Annotated in this window: 12 protein-coding genes; 4 read left to right on the top strand and 8 right to left on the bottom strand. The window is 38.3% G+C overall.

Translation table 11 applies throughout. The features are described 5' to 3' along the window. Together N7931_RS17325 and N7931_RS17320 are read right to left on the bottom strand one after the other, a co-directional pair. Positions 1-6,014 (bottom strand): pectinesterase family protein (locus N7931_RS17325; protein ID WP_262795605.1); only part of this gene is annotated, 6,014 nt, incomplete at its 3' end. A 70-nt stretch (positions 6,015-6,084) separates the two neighbouring features. After that, on the bottom strand, positions 6,085-9,000 hold the full coding sequence (locus N7931_RS17320; protein WP_262795604.1) for a TonB-dependent receptor: 2,916 nt from the start codon (positions 8,998-9,000) through the stop codon (positions 6,085-6,087). Between the two features lie 543 nt (positions 9,001-9,543). Between N7931_RS17320 and uxaC the strand changes: the two genes are divergently transcribed. Then, a complete protein-coding gene (gene uxaC, locus N7931_RS17315) occupies positions 9,544-10,974 on the top strand; it encodes a glucuronate isomerase (RefSeq protein WP_262795603.1) in 1,431 nt (476 codons plus the stop codon). A gap of 283 nt (positions 10,975-11,257) precedes the next feature. Continuing rightward, positions 11,258-12,454, top strand: a complete 1,197-nt coding sequence (locus N7931_RS17310) for an SAM-dependent methyltransferase (RefSeq protein ID WP_262795602.1) — start codon at positions 11,258-11,260, stop codon at positions 12,452-12,454. On the opposite strand, the gene N7931_RS17305 is transcribed toward N7931_RS17310, so the two are convergent. After that, positions 12,441-13,547 carry an SGNH/GDSL hydrolase family protein gene (locus tag N7931_RS17305; protein WP_262795601.1) on the bottom strand — a complete coding sequence of 369 codons (1,107 nt, stop codon included), beginning with the start codon at positions 13,545-13,547 and terminating at the stop codon, positions 12,441-12,443. The genes N7931_RS17310 and N7931_RS17305 overlap by 14 nt on opposite strands. Positions 13,548-13,742: 195 nt before the next feature. Here N7931_RS17305 and N7931_RS17300 point away from each other — a divergent pair, with 195 nt between their 5' ends. Beyond that, a complete protein-coding gene (locus N7931_RS17300; RefSeq protein ID WP_262795600.1) occupies positions 13,743-14,594 on the top strand; it encodes a transporter substrate-binding domain-containing protein in 852 nt (283 codons plus the stop codon). On the opposite strand, the gene N7931_RS17295 is transcribed toward N7931_RS17300, so the two are convergent. From N7931_RS17295 to N7931_RS17280, 4 genes are all read right to left on the bottom strand, one after another. Next, positions 14,591-14,875 (bottom strand): Rho-binding antiterminator, encoded by a 285-nt coding sequence (locus tag N7931_RS17295; protein ID WP_262795599.1) that lies wholly within the window; start codon positions 14,873-14,875, stop codon positions 14,591-14,593. The genes N7931_RS17300 and N7931_RS17295 overlap by 4 nt on opposite strands. A 13-nt stretch (positions 14,876-14,888) precedes the next feature. Then, on the bottom strand, positions 14,889-16,727 hold the full coding sequence (locus N7931_RS17290) for an acyltransferase family protein (protein ID WP_262795598.1): 1,839 nt from the start codon (positions 16,725-16,727) through the stop codon (positions 14,889-14,891). 248 nt (positions 16,728-16,975) lie between these two features. Further along, positions 16,976-17,734, bottom strand: a complete 759-nt coding sequence (locus N7931_RS17285; protein ID WP_262795597.1) for a GDSL-type esterase/lipase family protein — start codon at positions 17,732-17,734, stop codon at positions 16,976-16,978. Positions 17,735-17,854: 120 nt separating this feature from the next. Beyond that, complete coding sequence (locus N7931_RS17280) at positions 17,855-19,204, bottom strand: hypothetical protein (RefSeq protein WP_262795596.1); 1,350 nt, start codon at positions 19,202-19,204, stop codon at positions 17,855-17,857. Positions 19,205-19,346: 142 nt separating this feature from the next. Here N7931_RS17280 and pelA point away from each other — a divergent pair, with 142 nt between their 5' ends. After that, positions 19,347-20,483 (top strand): pectate lyase, encoded by a 1,137-nt coding sequence (gene pelA, locus N7931_RS17275; RefSeq protein WP_262795595.1) that lies wholly within the window; start codon positions 19,347-19,349, stop codon positions 20,481-20,483. Positions 20,484-20,881: 398 nt separating this feature from the next. Here pelA and manD read toward each other — a convergent pair whose 3' ends face one another. Then, entirely contained in the window at positions 20,882-22,090 is a 1,209-nt protein-coding gene (gene manD / locus N7931_RS17270) for a D-mannonate dehydratase ManD (RefSeq protein WP_262795594.1), read from the bottom strand. Between the last annotated feature and the right edge of the window lie 222 nt (positions 22,091-22,312).

Raw genomic sequence — 22,312 nt, 5'->3', positions numbered from 1 at the left:
CCTGCAAGTTCAGACTGAGTACCTACAGTTATTTTTGATGCACCACCGTGAAGTGAATTAGAACTGCCTGAGGTATTGTTATCTAAGTAGATAAAAAAGCCTTTCTCTTCGCCTTCTGCTGCTAATAACTTAAAGCTAACGGTAGCACCTAAAGATAAATCAAGTGTACCTTTAGGCGCAACACCTTCAGCTGTCGTTTCAGTACCGGTATCACCGATTGTGAAACGACCAGCATTGATAACTAACTCACCATTTACTGGGTCAACATTACCACCGGTTTTGATATAAAGCGGTAATGAACTATCAGTTGATAAAGATTTATAGCCAGCACTAAAGAATGTATCTCTATCTGCTGCTGAGAAATCATCAACTATAGAGCCAGTAGTTGGTGTACCACCATTGTCACCGCCGTTATCTCCACCATCAACAATCTCTGGAATATCATCATCAGACTGATCAATTTTACCAATACCAGCATTTGCTAATACATAGTTTTTAACATCTGCGGTATCCATTAAATGATCTTGATAATCATAACTCACGTCATAAGTGGTAGTTTGCGCACCATCAAGCTCATACGAAGCTTCAGTATCACCAAAACTACTTTCTGGGGAATAAGTTACACCAATGAACTCATTTCCTCGAGCATTCCAGTAACCAACTTGGCTTGAGTCAACTGATACAATTGGGTTTTTAACGTTTTCAAACACGTTATTTTCAATCAATAGTTCAGCACCCATACGAGAGTTAATCGCTGAGCCAGTAATGTTGTGGAAATAGTTATTATAAATGTGTCCGAAACCGTAGCGGAATAGCGGCGTACGCGAGACTACATTTGCAATATAGTTATGATGCCAAGTGATAAAACGATCACCTTTTTCAGCTGCATCATCACTTGAGCCATTTAGCATGGTTTTATGATGATCATGGATGTAGTTGTAAGAAATTGTGATATTTCTTGCATTATATCGAGTATCCACTAAACCATCGTATACATCTTGACCAACATCCAATGAACCATATAACTCGTTGTGATCAATCCAGATACCATAAGTATCATCTTGACCTTCGTCACTTTGAATACCAATCGCATCACCAAATTCTTTTGGTACTTCATGGATTTTCAGGTTACGGATAATCACGTTGTTAGAGCGCTCAATCTGAATACCAATTCCAGCAAACTCACCTTGAGTGCCTACACCGATAATAGAGACATTTGCCATATCTTTAATACCGATACTGCGGTTAGTATCACCTGAATTTGCAGGTGTAATGGTACCGGCAATATAAACCGTGATTGGAGAGTCAGCTTGTTTTGCTTCATCTAATGCTGCAATTAGGTCAAGACCATTGTCAACAGTAACGGCAAGACCACCTGCACCACCGGTTATTTCACCATTAGCACCGGCAAAACCACCATCGCCTTGAGCTTCTACATCGTCAACAATAACGGGGGCATCAATTGGTTGAGGATCCCAACCTTGACCATTATCATAACTTGCAAACACTTCAGCACGAGTTGAGTAAGGTGCATTCGCTAAATCAGATTCAGCAGTTGCATTTGCAACGCGGCCTGATATATCCAATGGATTGCCATCTAAGTCCATGCTGCCATATTCACGCCAGCCAGAAGTTGCATCTGCTGTTTGTGGATTTGGTAACGGATCTAATCTCCAGCCTTCCGTAATAATGTGTGGACCTAATTTATTGTTAATCAAAACAATATTATCGTACACAGCCGAGTCACCTGCACTACGAGCAATGTAAGTTGAATTATCATTTACACCATTACCTAATGGGCCAGGGCCAGATGTAAATTCATTATTCATAAATACAAAACCAGGGTACGAAGCATCTTGTACACGAGCCTGTAAAACATAACCGCCATCTGAATCATTTGGTGCATTTTTAGAATCACCTATGGTTCTGATTTCGCTGTTTTCAAATAAAGTCGCAACACTATAACCCCAGATAAAATCAACATTACCTGCAATTAAACAGTTGTAGAACCAGTTATAACCTTTCATTAGTAATGTATCTTGCTCACTAATAAAGTTCATATTATTCGCAATTAAACGATAACTACTGTTGAAATAAATGGTTTCAGCCTGATCCCCTGAACCTGTTCTGGTATGAGTATTTTTAAGTGTGAAGTTGTTAAGTACGATATTATCTGCGCTTTCAACTAAAAATACCGGGCGACCTGATGAGCCAGAATTATAGCCATCATAGTTATTATACTGAACTATGGTGTTTTCACGGCTTTCACCTTGAATGGTTAAGTTATTCTTATTACGTAAGAATAATAATTCCTCATAAATACCATCTTTGATCGTAATCGTCATCGCAGTATTTTTGTCTGTCATTGCATAGTTAAGTGCACCCTGCAATGTTCTGAAATCAGCAAAACCATCATCATCTACGGTAATTTCAGTACCAGTAGGAGCAGCCGCTTTTGTGGTAAATGTCCAGTTAGCACCCGACCCGATACCATCAAAATCTGTACCGTTTAATGCAGTATTCACGACAACATCATTACCAACCACAACTTTATAGGTTTTGCCATATTCAAGCACACCATCAGCAGGTTTAATGGTTAATTTATTACCGTCAATCATAAATGGACGATAATTTAAGTCACGGGTTTTACCTGTGATACTTGCGACTGTTTTACCTAAAGATGTGGTGTCAGCAGAAACACTGATTTCATCAACAATCTCATCTGTTTCGGTATCAAAAACACGTACCACACCAGATGTACCTAGAGTAGGCGCACTGTCAAATTCAATGGTAAAGCTGGTATCAATATATTGAGCTTGATCACCCGGCATTGGCATTAACTTGGAAGCTAAATCACCATAATCAGTACCTGAGTCAGTAAATGCAGGGCCTACTTCAACATCCAATTGGCGAATAACAGAAGCATCCGAACCGGCGGTTAAGTAGATTGTCGCATTACCTTCTTTAAGCGGCGTAATTGTGACTGTATCACCATCAATCTCAACTTTCGCGACAGAAACATCTGACGATTCAACGTTAAAGGTATCTGCTGTACCATCTTTTTGCAGTGCAGTGACTTTAAAGACTAAAGCATCACCTAATGCACTACCTGTCCAGCTAGTTTCAGCTAAATCAGTAGCCAATAAAACAGGTTTAACTGTTGCATCACCAATTTTTAAATCATCGATTTCAAACGAGCGGTTATCTGTATATAAACCGACTAAACCTTTAGCAGTTAACGTCGTATCAGTGTGTGTACCAATTTTTTCGCCATCAACATACAAAGTAATGTCATTACCTAATACTTCGTAGCGAACTGTGTACCAAACACCATCCTCGGTTGCGCCTTTTTCGCCTAATAAGAAAGGTTTTTTCGTTTGAACCGGACGGTTTAATGACCCTTCTAGTTTAGTTGCAATTTCAGCTTGGGTTGATGTGCTGGCATTTTGCATATTTAAACCAGCACCATACCAGTTATTTTCATCCTGATAGCGACCTAATACAAATAGGTGCTTGTTGCTAGTTGTACTGTTTTGACGAGGACGAATCTTCATTTCAACAAAATAATCTGCACTAGGAACATTAGCCATAACAGAATCTTTTAAGGTTGCTAATACACCACCAACTTTTTCGGCAGTAAATCGCATTACCTTGTTACCATTTTCAAGCTCAAGTACATCAAATGCACCATCGTCTGAACCGGCATCTAAATCCCAGTCATCTAAATTACCGTCAGCAAAATCATCACAGTAATACACTTCATCAGCCGCGTCGTCACAACTAAAAATAGGTGCTTCAAACGGGTTTAAATATTCAATGCGTAAGTTTTTAATTTCAACCACCGCATCACCTTCTGTTCTTAGTTGAACAAAAGAGTTAGATGTACCAATTTCGCCCGGAATGGTTAATGTACCAACAGGAACAGAAGTAGCGTTCTCGTTATAAATACGAGACGAACCGCCGTGCTGAGAGTTCGCACTACCTGAGGTATTATTATCAATATAAACTTGGAATTTTTTACCCGCTGTTGGCTCTTGTGTTTGTACTACGTCCATTACAATATTGTATGGTTTAGATAAATCAAACACACCCACTTTAGTTGTATCAGTGCCAGTTGTTGCATATAAGGTTTGAGTATCACCAATTGTGAAACGACCACCACTTAATTTAACCCCACCGTCGGTTAACTCAACTGTACCACCCGTTTTGTAGAACATAGGATCGGCAGCACCGGTTGAATCCACAGTACCATCAATACCTAAAGTAGCAGAGCTAAATAAATCACCGCTTAACGTTGTAAAATCAACACTAAATGGTAGTGCAACTGACACCTCTGAATCTTTCGGACCTTCAGGCTCAGTTGGCTCTTCCGGTTCACCGGCAGACGCAGCAATGGTATCTATTTCTAAATTATCAATAGTAATGCTGGTGCCGCCCGCTGCACGGAACTGAATAAATGAGTTTTTAGTGCCTGCAAAACCATCACCTTCGTAGGTGTAAGTAACACGTTCACCTACTTTTAATGTGGGTAAAGTTGCGCCTAGAGTAACTAAACCACCTTCGGTTGTTTCCCCAGTTGCTAAATCTATTTGTACCATTTTAGAAATATCGCCATGCAACGACTGTGATTGCGAAGCGGTATTATTATCGGCATAAAAATAGAATGTACCGGTTGGGCTAGCTGCAACAACATCAAATGAAATAGTAAAGCCTTCACTTAAATTGTAAATACCAGTACCCGCGGTATCAGCAGCAGTTGTAGTGCGGTCAGGTGTAGTATTACCAACCGTAATTCTGTCACCGTCAAAAGTAAATTGGCCATCTACAATTTCAGGCGAACCACTTGCAATGGCATACAATGCACCACTACTAATATCTTTAGTTAAACGCTTATGATTAGATGAGAAGAAATTCGTTGTATCTGTATTAAAATCTTCTTTTAATTCAATTGATAGCTCTTCAGCAGCAACCTCTAAAGCGGCAACTTGATTTGTATTTTCTTCCGTCGAGAATACAATTTTATTAATGTTGCGTTCGTTTTCAGCATCACAGTTAGCAACAATTGAAGCAACTCCCATGCTACTGTCGGCTGCACACACACTATAAACTTGAGCTTGAGTATCAAAGGCAAGTGAAACTAAATAGTTAGTTACGCTTTGCTCTCCATCCATGTGGGTCATAGCTAATACACGACGACCAAATACAAACTCATAAGTACCAGTTTGAGTTACAGCATCATCAACTGAAATGCTATAGCTACCTTTTTTACCAGCAACATTATCTGTAGTCTCATCCGGCGTGAAGGTAATTTTCTGCTGAATTACACTCGCGTTATCAATAAACGGATTAAATACTTCACCTTCAAATAAGCTTAAATCAAATGCACCACTTGATACATCACCAAAGTCTTCTTCTAATGTTTTAACAAAGTGAGCAACAGCAGCATCATAAGATACCATGGTACGATCAGGAATCGCTTGCGCTAACCAAGGTTCAATTGCGGCTGCAAATTCTTCTGGTGAACGATTAAAAAATTCCTGAACAGTTTCAATTACATTGCCTTCACTATCAGTTTTAAGCGGCATATTAGCCACTGCAGCTGCATTTGGGCTAATACTAATCCCATTTTCAGGATCTGCATCTGTATCTAACGATTGTAATAAACGAGCTAGGTTAGCAACTTGAGGGGCAACTGGGTTATCAGTTGAAAAAAAGCTCAGTGGTGTTACAAAGTTTTTAGGTGAAATCTCAGGTAATTCGAACTCACCAATTTTAAATACAATTCGATCACCTCGGTAATATTCAAAATTACCGTTAGCATCGGTTGCACCTTCTGATTCCTCACCTTCAATATTAATTCGGGTGAAATCTAATCCTGATACTGCACTATCTACAAACTGACCAGTTAACGCTGGTGGAAGCGGTTCAGTAACGTTTTGTTCTACTTCAAATCCACAGCCTGATAATAGCGTTGCGCTAATCACACTGCTTATAAGTGATAATTTATATTGCATGATAAATCCTCTATTTTGCGCTTAGGCAAACTCACTAAGCGCTTTTAACTTGCTTTTTAAGCGTGTTTTTTTAATAGAATTTGTAATTCAAACCAACTTGAATCGTGCGGCCATACTCTTCGCGTTGATAAAGTACATTGCCACCACTGGCTGCATTACCTTCAAAATAACGTAAGTCTTTATTATCTGTTAGGTTAATCGCATCAAAATAAGCTGATAAACCAGCACCAAAGTCATACTTCATTTTAAAGTCTAAGGTTTTTAAGCCAGATTGATATTGATCAGACCAATCACGACATTCGGCATTTTGATCTTCAGGACAAGCACCAATTTGTTCCAGAATATCTGAACGATAGTTACCAATTAAACGCACATTAAAGTCATCGTTTTCCCAACCAAAAGTTAAGTTGGCCGTGGTATCCGCTTGCTCAGGTAAAGCAATTGTGCCTTTGCGGACTGTAGGATCTACACGCGCTTCACTGGTTTGAATGGTTGCGTTACTTTGGATAAAGAAACCAGAATCAAAGAATTGGTTATAGCTCACCTCAAAACCATACACTTCTGCATAATCACCATTAATAGTCATATTAATGTTAGATAAAGTTTGCTCTTGCGGGATAATAAACTCAGTGACCTGATTAATCGGTAAAGTAATAGGTAACGTATCAAAGCTACCGCTAATCCCTCGGGTTTCCACAATAAAGTCTTTAATATCTTTATAGAAAACAGATAATTCCATGAACAGATCTTCAGAGTGATACCAACTGACAGATGCGTCATAGTTAGTTGATGTCATTGGAATTAGATTTGGGTTACCGATATCAATGCTGTTACCCGGTGCTAAAGTATAATCCTGTAAATCAAGTGCTGAATAGTTAGCAAAATCATCCGGATCATCATAACAGTCAGGGTTTGCATCTGTACTGGTTGGTGAACAAAGCATTAAGCGATCATCCATTTTAGCAAAAGAGCGGCTGTCTTTGAATGATGGTCGGCTATAACTGGTCCACACGGCACCACGAATTAATAAAGTATCTGTTGGCTCATATCTAACATGAACACTTGGGAAAAATTCGCTGTATTTAATTGAAGATTGCGGTAATGGTTGGAATACATCAATCGCAGAATTACCAAATGTGAACCTGTCGTTACGAATAGTCATATAGCCAGTTGAAGCATATTCAGTTTCAACCCAACGCACACCTGTAATCATGGTGACACGCTCAGCTAATTCCATTTCACCCATCACATAACCTTCACGGGTATCTTCAATTAACTGATAATCGTTACTTAAACTGACATAACCTTCTTTACCTGCTGTTGCGACATCTTTAGTATATTCAATAGAATCCACTAAATAATTAAGTGCATCACGGCTCACAAATGGATATTGGAAATCACTATTTTCAGGAATAGCCAAGTCAAAACCAAAGTCAGTTACGATATTTGCATGATTAGCACCAATTGCATCAATACAAGTTTGGTCACCCTCATTACAATAACTGGTTTCCGGTACATAGCTCCAACGGTTTTTGTCAGTAATATGATCACGGTTACTGGTCGCAATACCCGCTTTTAAATAGTACAGCCAGTCAGAATCAATAAAGTCATACTGAACATCTAAATTAAATGTTTTAATTTCATCTGTTCTGGTACTGCCTTCAAGAAAGACGTTATCAAATTCCATATTAGCCGGATCATTAATATCACCGCGCGCACCGTTACCAAACATGCTCTCGGTATAATCTAAACCGATAAACTCAGCCGTTTCTTCAGGTGACATGATCTTAGCGTCAATCATGTCTTTACTGGCTTTACCATATAAAATTAAGTCACGTTCACGGAATTGAACACGGCGATCGCCAGTTGCATCTTCAACTGCTTTTGATGTGGTAAAATCATACTCAACCGTCCACGCATCGCCTATTTGGTGTTTACCACCAATATTAAAAGTTGTGGTTTCTTTGGTTGATTCTTGAATAAAAAACTGATGCTGTAAATCAGCATCTGAAATGACAAACTCTTGAGTATCTTCGTTTACATATAGGATTTCATCAGCACCACCACCGCCAGACAAAAAGCGGTAAAATTCACGGTATGCAACATCTTCATCGGTAAACTCAGAATAGTTACCTCTGACATAAAACATATTTGCATCATCCGGTTTAAACTCAACGTTTAAAGTACCGGTATTACGTGTTCTGTCAGCTTGTTCTTGGCGAATTTCATATTCTTGTGGTCCAAGAATACTCGGGCTACCCTCTAAACCAGAGTAGTTTTGAGTGTATTCTTGCATAATATTTGTACTGTGATGACGATGTTCATTAACCACAGTGGCGCGCTTTTCATGCGAAGCGGCAAAACCAATACCCACTTTTTTATCAAATAAAAACTGAGTGCCATCTATCGTAAATTTAGGTGAATGCTCTTCACGCAATTCAGAGTAAGAATCCTGAATTTTTAGTTTTAATGTATCTTTTCCACGTTCATACGCTGAAATTGCATTTACGTTAACCACACCACCGATCGCATTTAGATTTAAATCAGGGGTTAGGGTTTTATAAACTTCAATTGAGCCTAAAGTATCACCGGATAATGAATCCAGCCCCATTTTACGCTCATCACCAATACCTGCCATTTGTGAACCATTCATGCTGACAGATACAAACTCTGGGCCTAAACCACGTAAAGTAACAAACTTACCTTCACCTTCTGAGCGTTGCAGAGTAATACCCGGCATACGGCGCAGTGATTCAGCCACGTTTTGATCAACAAAGTTACCCAAATCATCAGTTGAAACAACCGAACTGAATTGTTTTTTATCACGTTCGATTAAACGTGCTTTTTGATCACTGTACTGAACCCCACGTACTTCAATGACTTCAGTTTTTTCTTCTTGGTTTTGTTCTGATTCTGCTGCCATAGCCTGAATTGGGTAATTCAGCGCTATCGCGACAGCAAAAGCATTCAATTTCCAATGCTTCATTTGTAAGTCCCCGTTAATTAAATTTAACAAACTAAAACTGCCACCGGTGGCATAAGATTAACACCATTAATTTTTGTTTGTCAAATTGTAATTATATTGTTTATAAGTATTAGTATATTATGAGATGGTTAACATAAAATAACAAAACCCCAGACACTATAAAAAATAAGACATTGATTAATAATTAAAAAAACTCTCAAGATCACTTAAATTAGTCCCTTAAAAATAGCCCTCCACCAACATGTTAATTTTTTATTAAAAGTATTATTTTTAAATCTAAATTGTATTTAAAAATAAGAAACACCTTTTATATAAATTTGTCTTCGAGACATTTAATGTCAAAAATTAAGACAGGCTAGCAAACACATGTTTTAAATTAAAATTTGGTATTAAATGAGTAAATTTTAACCTTGACGTAACATAATCTACAGACTAGAATTGCCACCGGTAGCATTATTAGATTTTTTAATCACTAGTCACCGGTTCTTAATGCTTTGATTTTACATTTGGGTAGTGATAGACAAATTGTTTAGAGGAAACATAATGGGCAGTTCAGTTCAACCAATTAATTTACATCCAGATCGCCTTTTTAGTGCCGATCCTAAGCAACGTGAGCTAAGCAGAGCTTTATACAAAACCGTTGCCGATTTACCAATTATTAGCCCGCATGGTCACACTGATCCAAGCTGGTTTGCTAACAACGAAAACTTTAAAAACGCGACACAGTTATTAATCATTCCAGATCACTATGTATTTCGTATGCTTTACAGCCAAGGTGTACAGTTAGAAGATTTAGGTGTACCGCGTGTTGATGGCGGCGAAAGCTCAACAGATTATTTAAAAATTTGGAAAACCTTTGCTGAACATTATTATTTATTCCATGCGACACCATCACGCATGTGGATGGACTTTGTATTTAGCGAAGTATTTGGTTTTACTGAAACTTTATGCCCTGCAAATGCTGAGTTTTATTACAATACAATTAATGAAAAATTAGCAACAGATGAATTTAAGCCTCACGCTTTGCTAAAACGATTTAATATTGAGTTATTGGCAACAACTGAAGGTGCAACTGATTCATTGCCGCATCACGCCAAAATTAAAGAACTCGGTTTAAACAAAACGGTTATTACCACTTTCCGCCCAGATGACGTAGTTGACCCAGATATTAAAAACTTTGAAAACAACATTAAAACCTTAGCAGAGTTAACTAACGAAGATGTTTATTCATGGAATGGTTATTTAAATGCGCTACGTAATCGCCGCGAGTTTTTCCGCGCACATGGTGCAACAGCAACCGATCATGGCCACCCAAGTGCTTTAACAGCTAATTTGTCTGCTGCTGAATCTGAAAAACTCTTTAATTTAGTGATTAAAGGTGAAGCCAACGCAGAACAAAAAGAGTTATTCCGCGCCCAAATGTTAACTGAAATGGCAGCGATGAGTGTTGAAGATGGCATGGTCATGCAGATTCACCCTGGCTCTCGCCGTAACCATAACCTGCAAGTATTCCAAAAATTTGGATTAGATAAAGGCTGTGACATTCCGGGTCGTACAGATTATGTAGGCTCATTAAAACCGTTATTAGATAGATTTGGTGTTGAAAAAGATTTACGCATTATTTTATTCACTTTAGATGAATCAACTTATGCGCGTGAACTAGCACCGTTAGCGGGTCATTACCCTTGCCTTAAATTAGGTCCGGCTTGGTGGTTCCACGACAGCCCAGAAGGCATGTTAAGATTCCGCCATAATGTAACGGAAACAGCTGGTTTTTATAATACTGTTGGTTTTAATGACGATACTCGTGCGTTTTTATCTATCCCATCACGCCACGATGTAGCACGTCGTATTGATTGTCGTTTCTTAGCTCAAATGGTTGCAGAGCACAGATTAAGTGAATCAGCCGCTTTTGATTTAGCCCACGATTTATCGTACCGCTTAGCTAAAGAAGCTTATCAATTAACTAAGTAACCGTTAATTGCTCGCAAGATAAAAATAGCTAAAGCTAAAAATAGGCTTTAGCTATTATTTTTGATACCTCACTGATTTAACCTCCCCCTATTTAACCAGATGTGATGGTCTTCCCCCCTTATTCGGCATCGTTGTGCCATGATTGAATTGCAAACAATCAAACTGAGAGAAGAAAAAATGCAGATTACAACAATCAGCATAAAAAACCTGCCCTATTAACGATTCTAAGCTTATAATCCGCGCACTATTCTTGAGTTTATACCGCGCTGGTTTGTATACAAAAATGTCATACCAACAACAATTTATTGCGTTAACTGAACAGCTTAATCATCAGCAAATATTCTGGCGTGATTCTGCCTTTTATCAGGCTGATTTAGACTGGTTTGAATCACATCCTGAACTTAAAGATCAAGTGCTGGCGCTAAGCGATCATCAGTTTGATAGGTTAGATCAGTCGCCTGCGGCTTTAGCGGATTTTTTAACTAGTCATATCAACGGTTACGCTACACTTTGTCAATTAATCAAAACACCAGAAATCAGGGGAACAATAGCCCTCCATCCAAGGTTAAACTTAGATGTGCCCGGCCGTAAATGGACTCAAATAGAAGCCTTTATTGCCGCGTTACCTGATAATAATCATTCAGCTCAACATATTGTTGATTGGTGTGCCGGAAAATCCTATTTAGGCCGCGCCGTTGCAAATCACAGACAAGCCGATTTGCACGCAATTGAAATACAACCCAACCTCTGTGAATCCGGTGAGCAATCAGCCAAACAATGGGTCAAACGGGTAAAATTTAGTTGTAAAGATGTGCTGTTAACCCAGCATCAGTTTGAAAAAGATGATTTTGTGGTTGCGCTGCATGCCTGTGGCGATTTACACCGCAACTTGATTAAACAGTGGCGCAATAGCAGCAGCCAACAACTTGTTTTAGCACCTTGCTGTTATCATCAATGGTTCAAAGGTCAATATCAACCTCTTTCTAATTTGGCGTTACAGCATAATTTAGCTTTAAGTCGTAATCAAGTCAGATTAGCAGTGCAAGAAATGGTTACTGCGGCGACCCGAATTCGTAAACAAGTTAACTTATTAGGTGAGTGGCGAATGGCATTTGATTTAATTCAGCGCCAAATTACCGGTATTGATGAATATATGCCAACGCCATCTTTACCTAAGTCAGCGGTCAGCCAAGGGGCTGAATATGTTATTAAAACTCTGGCACAAAAAAAGGCGATTAAACTTGCCGACGATTTTGATTTTCATCCGTTTTTGGCTCAAGCAAAAGCAAAATATCGTCAATTTCAGCGTTTGCAATTAGTAAGTCAGGGATACAGACGCGCGCTTGAACTTTGGCTGGTATTAGATTTAGTCCTCTATTTGGAAGAAGCTGGCTGTCAGGTTGAACTAGCCAGCTTTTGTGATCGTCATACCACGCCCAGAAATTTAAGAATAGTTGCCAATCGTGCTACCAACCCATAACCTGTTTGATTTTGGCGGTTAATTTATTTGCATTATCAACATGCTGCGCGACTCTGGGGTGAGCATAATACCCGTTAAAATCAAAGGTAATAAATTCAATTTTATGTTTAGGATCGGCCTGATTTAATTCATCCACGCCAGTTTTAATGTAATTAACCCAGTGTTTACGCTCTGCTTTAGTTGCGTCCATACTGCCTAATGCACAAATAAACCGAGCATCGGGGTAAACGGCTTTAAGCTGATTAATAAACCCTTTATAAGCATTAATAATTTCTCGCTCCGACGGTTCCGGTTGTAGACGTTTTTCATTATCAATTAACCAACTATCATTCTGGCCTAAATTCACCACCACTAAATCCGGCTGCCACTGCTTAAAGTCCCATAGAGTATCGTTATTACCGGCAGCTGAAAGCTGATCATAATATTGCGGCATAATAAAATCGAACCAACTCACCATAAAACCAATCCCACTTAGCGAAGTGGTATGAAATTCAGCATTTAAATTACGAGCAGTAATGGCAGCATAAGATAAATAATGGTTCTTTTCAGATTCTAAATCATCCTTGCCATTATCAGCCCCTTCATTACCCATACCAGAGGTAATTGAGTCCCCAAAATAGGCAATTTTTCGTTTTAATGGTTTAGGCGCAGCTAATAATTTTGCCCCATCCGCTAATTTAAAACCTAAAAAGCGGCTGGCACCTTCATGCCCTTCTGTCCGTTTAAAAATTTCAATTTGGTTAGCTTTATTGTTACGGTTAAATAATAAATAGCTCAAATCATATTCATGTGTTCCTTTTTTAAGAGATAACACAGCGGGGTAGTTATCTTCACCATTAATTATCACATTAAAAAAGTTTTTACCATTATCATCATCCATTACCACAATCAGCTGATCACCCGTGATATTGGCTTTAATACTAGTGCCCGGCCATGAAACTATGGCTTGTTTCTGCTGATTAAACCCCACCCTACCTGTGTATAAAAAACCATCATCTGTAGGCTTGATTTCAGTTAAAGCAAAGCTTTTAGAAATAAAGACAACCTGACAAATTAAGACTAAATAAACAAAGCTTCGTATTATTTTTTTCATGTACGCTACCGAATATTATAAATTTTTACCTATACTAAACTTTAACATTAGCTAATTAGGAGCAACAAGTATTAAATTTATTCAGCAAATTAAAATTCAAACGATATTATTGGTTAAAAGTTTGTTAGTTAAAATAATATTCGTTATATTATCAACCTGCCACCGGTAGCAAGCCTAAAAAATGAGAGAATTTATATGCTTTTAAAATGTCGCTATGGATTAATTATCTTATTTGCCTGGAGTCACTTAAGTTTTGCTGCAGTGGATGTAATCACCAATAAAAAGTCGAATGCTGCCAGTAATTATATGACAGGTTTATTAGAGTTAGCCTTGTCGTATTCAACAACTGATTATCAATTAAAATCGACTGATGAAGTATTATCCAAATCAAGAGTATTGGAATCATTAAAAACAGGAACAATTCATGTCACTTGGGGCGGCACATCCGAGCAACTTGAACAAGATTATATCCCAATCCGAATTGATACTTATCGTGGTTTAATGAGCCACCGGCTTATGTTTATCCGTCAAAATGATCAAGCTAGATTTAACCAAATAAAAACGCCAGAAGATTTACAAAATATAAAATTCGGTCAAGGGAGACGATGGCAGGATACTAAAATATTAGAGGCCAGTGGTTTAACTGTAATTAAATCTAACAAAAAACAAAATTTATATTATATGCTCGACGGTGGCAGATTTGATGCGTTTCCTCGAGGCGCTTCAGAAGCTCTAATCGAATTAAATGATTACCCAGATTTGCCGCTAACAGTAGAACAAAACTTAGTGATTATTTATCCGTTACCAACTTATTTTTTTGTCTCTAAAAAGCATCCACAATTGGCTAAAGATTTAGAGTTTGGTATGGAAGCCATATTAAAAGATGGCAAATTTGACGAATATTTTTATAACAGCCCTGAAATCAAAAGTACATTAGAACGGGCAAACTTAAAAAACCGCCGTGCGATTCGGCTGGATAATCCATTTTTACCTAAAGCGACACCGCTTCACCGTAAAGAACTTTGGCTAGATTTAACCGCAGATTAGCTAAAATCAACTTCAAAATTATGTGCGGCAACTAAATTGCCGCTCGATTTTAACTGTTTAATCTGAGTTAAGTTGATTTCAACTTGTTTACCCGTGCCACTAGCCAGCTTTTTATTTTCAGTTGCAATCACCAACAATTCCTCTTTAGTCTCGGTTAGCCTAATATCTACCGCCTGACCGGATACACTCTCACCATTTAGCAAAGTAACACTAATATATGAGCGACGTATACAGACAATCTCAAAGTAGTCATGCTGTTCACAACTGATTTGATTTTTCATCTTTCACCTTAGGTTAAATTTTAATCCCTTTTAACAAATAACTGGCACCTGTTAATGTCAAATGTCCATAATCAAATTGTAGCGGTACACTGTCAATCACAGTTGCACAATATTCTGCTTTAGTACAAGCTTGATCAAGCACTGAACGATATTGCGCGCCACTGTTTAATACTGCTGATTCAATCTCTGCATCTATTATTTTAATCCGCTCATATTCAGCAAAACTCATCAATTCAGTTAAGTTTTTAGAAGTTGCTAATAAACGAGGTAAATCGCGTTTATATTCAATGATAGGGCCAAAAACAATAATATCTTTTACGTAGGGTTTTAAATATAAAATGGTCTTTTTTAGCAGCTCGTTATCAAAAGATGCCCAACGTGCTGAAATAATCACTTTATCAAATTGAGCCTGTTTAATTAAATCCTGATATGCCCAGTTAATTAATTGAGTGCATTGGCTTTCACCTTGAGTTTGCAACACAGGTTTGCAACCAGAAGCTGTCACTTGCGACAAGCTTACTTTTGGATTTAACTTTGCTCTTAACGCAGCATACCAATGCGAGGCATGGCTATCGCCAATTAACAATATATTGGTTTTACCCGCTTGTGCTGTAATGCAATTTGTTTTATCAAAATAAGCAATGTCATTAAATTCAGAGGTTAAAAAACAACTGCCTTTGCGATATTCATCTGCCGGATACGCTAAATAGCTTTCGTAGTTTAACTGAGTATGTTGAAATTTAGCATAATGCATGGTTGATAATATATACATGCATCCTAATAAACTGATTGAAGCAACACTCGCTAAGGCTAATGGTTTGAATGAGTTAGCTTTAAATGTAAGCCGACGAGTTGGTTGCTCAATAAAACAATAAGATAAATAACCCAACACGGTCGAAACAGCTAATAGAATAATCTGATATTCACCGGTAAGTGCCTGACTGGTGGTTAATTTAAATAAAATAATAAGTGGCCAGTGCCACAAATATAATGAATAAGAAATATCGCCGTAAAATTTAGCAACAGGGTTTGCTAATAAATAATACGACAAATCTTTAGCTTTACCTGCATAAATCACTACCGCAGTCGCGAAGGTAGGCAGCGCAGCTTTTGCACCGGGAAAATTAGACTCATCCAACATAAAAAAGCAACCAACCAGCACCAATAACCCAAAACTCACTAAAATTTCTCTGGTGAGTTTATGTGTGGGAGGCTGGTTAAATTTTATTGCTAGTAAACCTCCAACGGCAAATTGCCAAAACCTAGATGGTGAAGCATAAAACGAAAAAGATTCATCAAAATAAATAAACAATTCACTTAATAATAATCCCACTAATACTAATGGGATTAAAAAGCTTAATACATGCCAGTTTCTGCGTTTAAAAATAAGCAATATCAGTGGAGCCAATATATAAAACTGCTCTTCTACCGATAGAGACCATGTATGCAAAAGCAAAGCATTTTCAAGCTCGCTGTTAAAATAACCTGACTTGGTATAAAACCAAAAGTTGGAAACATATAATAAAGCTGAAATTAAACTGTCGATATAATTTGAAAATTCTTTGGGGAGCAATAACTGATAGGCGATTATTGTTGTGGCACACAACATGGCAAACAAAGCAGGAAACAATCGCCTGATTCGTTTTGAGTAAAAGTCTAATAACTCAAACGAATGATTTTGTATAGCGCGCCAAATCTGACCAATAATCAAATAGCCAGATATTACAAAAAATATATCAACCCCAATAAAACCACCGGGTAAAAGAGAGGGTGAAAGATGAAAGATAACAACACTGAGGATCGCAAGCCCTCTTAATCCTTGAATATCAAACCTAAAGTCTGCTTTGTTCATTTTAATCCGTTAATTATTTTTCGTTTTTATTTCCGCTTTTATTTCAGCAAAATACAACCGCCTGTTTATTTGATTAATCCAAATATTGGACAACTAAATTAGCTAAAATACTGTTATAACAGATAAAGCAGTTATCCAAAGTCAGCTAATTAATACTACATTGCCACTTATATTGAGCCAAATTATTTAAACACTCCAATTAAATAATTGTGACCTAATTAGCAGATTAATTGCTCTAAAGTTTGTCATTAAAGCTGAGTCAAAATTGGCCTTTCAACATTCACCCAATGTTGATAACCAGCATCACTTAAATGCACCCCATCTACGGCTAATTCTTCTTGCATATCACCGTTTTTATCAACAAATTTCTGATATAAATCAATCACCTGATAAACTCCCTGTTGTTCATTTTGTTTAATGATTGAATTGAGCTTTACAATATCAGTTTTAAGATAAGCTCTGCGAGTTGGCAAAACAGTACGTACATAGATTTGAGTATCGGCAGATTGCTGGTGAATACGCAGGGCAATTTTTAATATGTTGTCGCCAATAAACTCTACTGACGGTACGATTTTATCGTATTTAAAATTTCCACCAGCTTCTTTATGATGCAAATTAAATAAATCATTAACCCCAATTAAAATAAACACAGCTTTGGGTTTAAAATACGTGATTTCGTCCAGCCTTTTAAGTACACCATCGGTTAAATCACCAGCTATGCCACGGTTTTTAACTTGATTTAGCTGAAATTTTTTGCCCCAGTCGCGTCCTTTTTCGGTAATGCTATCGCCAATGTACACTATGTCGCCAAACTCAAGTGGCTCATTTTTAAAAGATTTAATTCGATTTCGATAATGGCCTTGAGTCCAGTCATTATGGTAGTGTGAAACCACTTTCCCTGTTGGGTATAAATTGTCATTAGCTTGTATCGCCGGATTAGGCTGCGCATGAGCCTGCGAAATTATTAACCCACAAATAGCAGCACTTAAACTAAATAATTTTTTCATTTGTTGTTATCTCTGTTACTTGATTTCAAGAGCAAAAAAATAAAGCGCGTTTAAACCAAACGCGCTTTATGTGAGCTTACTTTTTAAAGTTAACTTTATCTTTCAGTTAACTTTAACCGATTAATCTAACCGTTTAACTTGGCTATAATCTTTATTAAGTAATTTTTCTGGCAAATAAATTACCGCAATATTCATGGTTCTGTCGTCTTCGGCCAGCATAGCAGACTGAATTTGAATTTTAGTGCCATCACGACTAAATGTTGGATGTGTATGATCTTTTGCCGTGGTTTTATGACCTGCACTTAATAACATCATTTCATCTGTGGTTCGGTCAATTAAATATAAGCTACGAGCAAAATCATCACCAACCGCCCAACGGCCATCCGGCGACCCATGAACATGCCATAAACCACTACCACTACGGGTTTGGCCGGCTATTCGCATCTCGCCAGTACGTAAATTAACAATGCCTAAACCGGTTGGTTTTTCTCGGCTAGCAGAGGGACCCCAACCATCAGTCGTACCCACTTTTCTATGGCCCATCATTGCAAACGCCACTTCATCTTTAGTGATAATCGCTTCGTGAGTAACCCATTCATAATCCGCTTCAGGGTATAAAGGTCGGGCTTTTTCACCTACTTTCATAACCCAAGTTCGCTGTGGTGATTTACCACCGGTTTCCCAGCTAAAAACTAACTCTCTTGGTACCCAAGGATTCGTTTGGATATGGCCTAATTGAAATGGTAAAGCCACAACCATTTCAATTTTACCGGTTTTAATGTCCATGCTCGCAATACCCGTTGGACCTGCGCCCATATTACGCGGTCCAAAATTAGGCTCTATTTTAGTATCAGCAGCTAAATGTTTAGCAGCTTCTTCACGCCCAATTCTAAAGTAGATAATATCTTCGGCAGCATCCAGTGCCATATCACCACCTGCACCCATACTGCCGGGAACAGTTCCGACTACTCTTTGATACTGCTCTGCGGCTTTCACTTTGCCTGCTTTAACATCGGCCAGCAAAGTTTGCATATTCACTTCAACAATTTGTTTGTCGGCATCATTATTACCATATCTTGGCTGTTTATTGGCGGGTGAAGCCGGATCACGCATCAAATATAATTTATTCGATTTTTGTGCATTAACCAGCATGCCAAAATAACCGCCCTCCGTTGCCTGCACCAAAGTACCATCAGCTTCATTCACCGCAATAGCTTCGCCAGCTACTCGGTTAGAACGAAATACCAGCCATTTACCATCAGCAGTCCATTGAGGATGAGTAGGATAAATTTTAGAATCACCAATCGGTTTACTGGTTAAAAATGCAATTTTAACTCCGGTAACCGGATCATTAATCACCTTTCGCTCCGACGGAAAAGTATCCCCAATTTTTGCAAAAGCCAGATTAGACGCCATTGCCAAGCCGGCTAATGCACAAGCAAGTGTTGTTTTGAATAGTTTATGAGACATAGAAGTTTGCCGTTTGTTATTAAAAGTTGAATTTGTAAAATAATCATTTTAAATCATACACAATCAACATTACTCACATCAAGACATTATTTATTTTTTGTTATATTCTTGTATTCACCTGTTACATTCAGCCAAAACTAAAATGAAAAAACTGATTTTATCGACTTTACTCTGCGCAAGCTTATCGGCTTGCCAAACTCAACCAGTATCTTATCAGGCCATTAATTTATCGGGTTTCAGTGATGTCATAAAACATTGGAACGATCAAAACGCGAATGATCAACAGCCTAGATATAAACTCAATCAAATTATTGAAATTGCAGATAATATATTGGTTTATCAAAGATCAAACGGTGGCTGGCCAGAAAATAAAAATCCGCTCAGAATCATGACAGATGACGAAATAAAATTGCAGCAGTCACTAAAAAATTCAAAAGATACGAGCTTTGATAACCGCAATGTTTACCCACAAATTCGTTATTTGGCAGAGGTTTATCAACAAACTGGTGAAGAAAAATATAAACAAGCGGCAATTTATGGCTTAGAGTTTATTCTCGACTCACAGTTGCCAAACGGTGGCTTTACCCACTCTCCTCCAAGTAAAGATGGTTACCGTGCGCATATCACCATTATGGATGATGTGATGGCTGGTGTATTAGGTTTGCTACAGGAAATAAAACTTGGCAGTGAAAGATTTGATTTTTTATCAACCCAGTTAGTTAACCAAATTACTCAGGCCCATGATAAAGGTGATGCTTTATTATTAAAGTTACAAGTTAAGATTAAGCAAGCACCTAGCATTTGGGCTGGCCAGTACCATGCTGACAGTTTACAACCAGTGCAAGCCCGTGCATTTGAGTTAGCCAGTGTGGTAAGCCGTGAAAGCGTAGATGTTGTACGTTATTTAATGTCAGATCCCAGCCCCAGTCCAGAAAAAGTGAATGCAATTAATCATGCAATTAGCTGGTTTAAATCAAGCGCACTAACTGGCATTGATATGGTAAAAATAGATGCTGAAACGGTTCAGTATCAATACCATACCTCAAACTGGGACAGAATCATGGTGAATGATCCGAATGCCAACCCCATTTGGGCAAGATTTTATGACATTGAAACAAACCAGCCTCTACTGGCAAATCGGCAGGGGCAAAGAGTTGAGTCTTTAGCCCAAATCTCGCGTGAACGCCGTACAGGTTATGACTGGTATGGCCGCTGGCCAGAAAAATTAATTAATGAAGAATATCCGCGCTGGCTAATTGATAAAAAATCGAGTCATTAACTGAAAATATCTCTAGCCCATCTCTAAGTTGGCTTTTGGTGCCTGTATTTTAATGCTATCAGCAAGTTTAACTTCTGGGTTGGCTATAATAAAAATTCACTTAAGATCACAGTGGACTTAATGTAATGCAATGTGCTTTAAAAGCTCAGTTTTTACTTATTTCAATATAGTGCTGGGTATAAAAAGCAGAACATTGCTAACACATTATGCTAATTCAGTATGGATTCACCTGGTTTAAATACCAACATGGCAAAATACATACACAGCGCCAGTAATATCCCTAACATACTGTACTGAGTTGAAGTTGCCATGTATTGTTTTCCCTAGTGCGAACCTCGGTTAACACTAGATGATAAAAACAGGCGATAAAAAATTTATTGCCAAATAGTTAGGGCCTATTACCAATGCCAAAGCGTACCATCTTCTAACCGGTTAACCGGTAAACAAGCGCGTTTATACGGATATTTTTTTGCCAGTTCTTCATCAATATCTACGCCATGACCCGGTGTTTCACCTGGAGTGAAATAACCATCGTCAAACTGATACGAGCGGGTAAAAACAGATTCCATTAACTCACTATGTGGCATGTGCTCCTGAATCCCAAAATTTGGAACCCAAAAATCAAAATGTAATGCAGCGCCCATACACACTGGCGATAAATCAGTTGCGCCGTGGCAGCCCATACGCACATGATAAAGACTGGCTAAATCAGCAATTCGGCGCAGTTGAGTAATACCACCAGCGTGAACCACGGTTGAGCGAATATAATCAACTAATTGGTTTTGAATCAATGCATGACAATCATGAATTGAGTTAAAAACTTCGCCTACCGCAATCGGGGTCGTGGTATGCTGGCGAATCAGTTTAAACCCATCCTGATTTTCAGCCGCAACCGGATCTTCCATCCAAAATAAATGATAAGGTTCTAATTCTTTGCCTAATCTGCCTGCTTCGATAGGTGAAAGCCTATGGTGAACATCGTGTAATAAATGAATATCATCACCATATTGATCGCGTACAGCCTGAAATAACTTAGGCGCAAAATTTAAATATTTTTCGGTTGACCATACGGTTTCTGTCGGCAAATCGGCATCCGCTGGTTCATATTTATGTCCGTCTTTAGCCACGCCATAAGTGCTTTTAACCCCAGGAATACCAGACTGTACGCGGATAGCTTTATAGCCCATATCAATGGCTTCGCCCACTGCATCTAAGGTTGATTCAATATCAGCGCCATTTGCATGGGTATAAACCATGATTTTATCGCGGCTTCGCCCACCCAATAATTGATATAGTGGCATATTAGCGGCTTTGGCTTTAATATCCCAAAGCGCCGTATCTACCGCTGCAATTGCACTCATCCCAACTGGACCACGGCGCCAGTACGCACCGCGATATAAATATTGCCAAATATCTTCTATTCTGTGTGGATCTTTGCCAATTAACATAGGTGCAATATAATCTTGCAAATAGCTCACCACACTTTTTTCACGGCCATTTAACGTGGCATCGCCAATCCCGTATAAACCTTGATCGGTCACAATTTTAAGGGTGACAAAATTACGCCCAGGCGAACAAACAATCACTCTAACGTCTACAATTTTCATTTTAAACTCCGTACTTAATCAAACCTTTAGCCTTAAATAACCTCAACTCGGGTTAAGGTGTATTCTAACTAATTGAATTATTTAACCTTATAATTCCACATGGTTTCTAACGAGAGTTTTTTTGTGCGGACAAGGCAAATTCACGCGTCAATAGCTAGTCTATTGCAAGTGAATTTAACGCAGTACCCGCGAAAAAAGGCCGTTTGAAACATATTCATTAAA

Origin of the sequence: Catenovulum sp. 2E275, assembly GCF_025515275.1 — a bacterium.
In the GTDB taxonomy this organism is placed as follows: Bacteria; Pseudomonadota; Gammaproteobacteria; order Enterobacterales; family Alteromonadaceae; genus Catenovulum.
The sequence above is the reverse complement of the archived record's forward strand: the minus strand, read 5'-3'. Positions and strand labels throughout refer to the sequence as shown.

What these genes read in the sequence shown, in the direction of transcription:
- N7931_RS17320 (WP_262795604.1), bottom strand. Translation starts at nt 9,000, where the DNA reads ATGAAGCATTGGAAATTGAATGCTTTTGCTGTCGCGATAGCGCTGAAT.
- uxaC (WP_262795603.1), top strand. Translation starts at nt 9,544, where the DNA reads ATGGGCAGTTCAGTTCAACCAATTAATTTACATCCAGATCGCCTTTTT.
- N7931_RS17310 (WP_262795602.1), top strand. Translation starts at nt 11,258, where the DNA reads ATGTCATACCAACAACAATTTATTGCGTTAACTGAACAGCTTAATCAT.
- N7931_RS17305 (WP_262795601.1), bottom strand. Translation starts at nt 13,547, where the DNA reads ATGAAAAAAATAATACGAAGCTTTGTTTATTTAGTCTTAATTTGTCAG.
- N7931_RS17300 (WP_262795600.1), top strand. Translation starts at nt 13,743, where the DNA reads ATGCTTTTAAAATGTCGCTATGGATTAATTATCTTATTTGCCTGGAGT.
- N7931_RS17295 (WP_262795599.1), bottom strand. Translation starts at nt 14,875, where the DNA reads ATGAAAAATCAAATCAGTTGTGAACAGCATGACTACTTTGAGATTGTC.
- N7931_RS17290 (WP_262795598.1), bottom strand. Translation starts at nt 16,727, where the DNA reads ATGAACAAAGCAGACTTTAGGTTTGATATTCAAGGATTAAGAGGGCTT.
- N7931_RS17285 (WP_262795597.1), bottom strand. Translation starts at nt 17,734, where the DNA reads ATGAAAAAATTATTTAGTTTAAGTGCTGCTATTTGTGGGTTAATAATT.
- N7931_RS17280 (WP_262795596.1), bottom strand. Translation starts at nt 19,204, where the DNA reads ATGTCTCATAAACTATTCAAAACAACACTTGCTTGTGCATTAGCCGGC.
- pelA (WP_262795595.1), top strand. Translation starts at nt 19,347, where the DNA reads ATGAAAAAACTGATTTTATCGACTTTACTCTGCGCAAGCTTATCGGCT.
- manD (WP_262795594.1), bottom strand. Translation starts at nt 22,090, where the DNA reads ATGAAAATTGTAGACGTTAGAGTGATTGTTTGTTCGCCTGGGCGTAAT.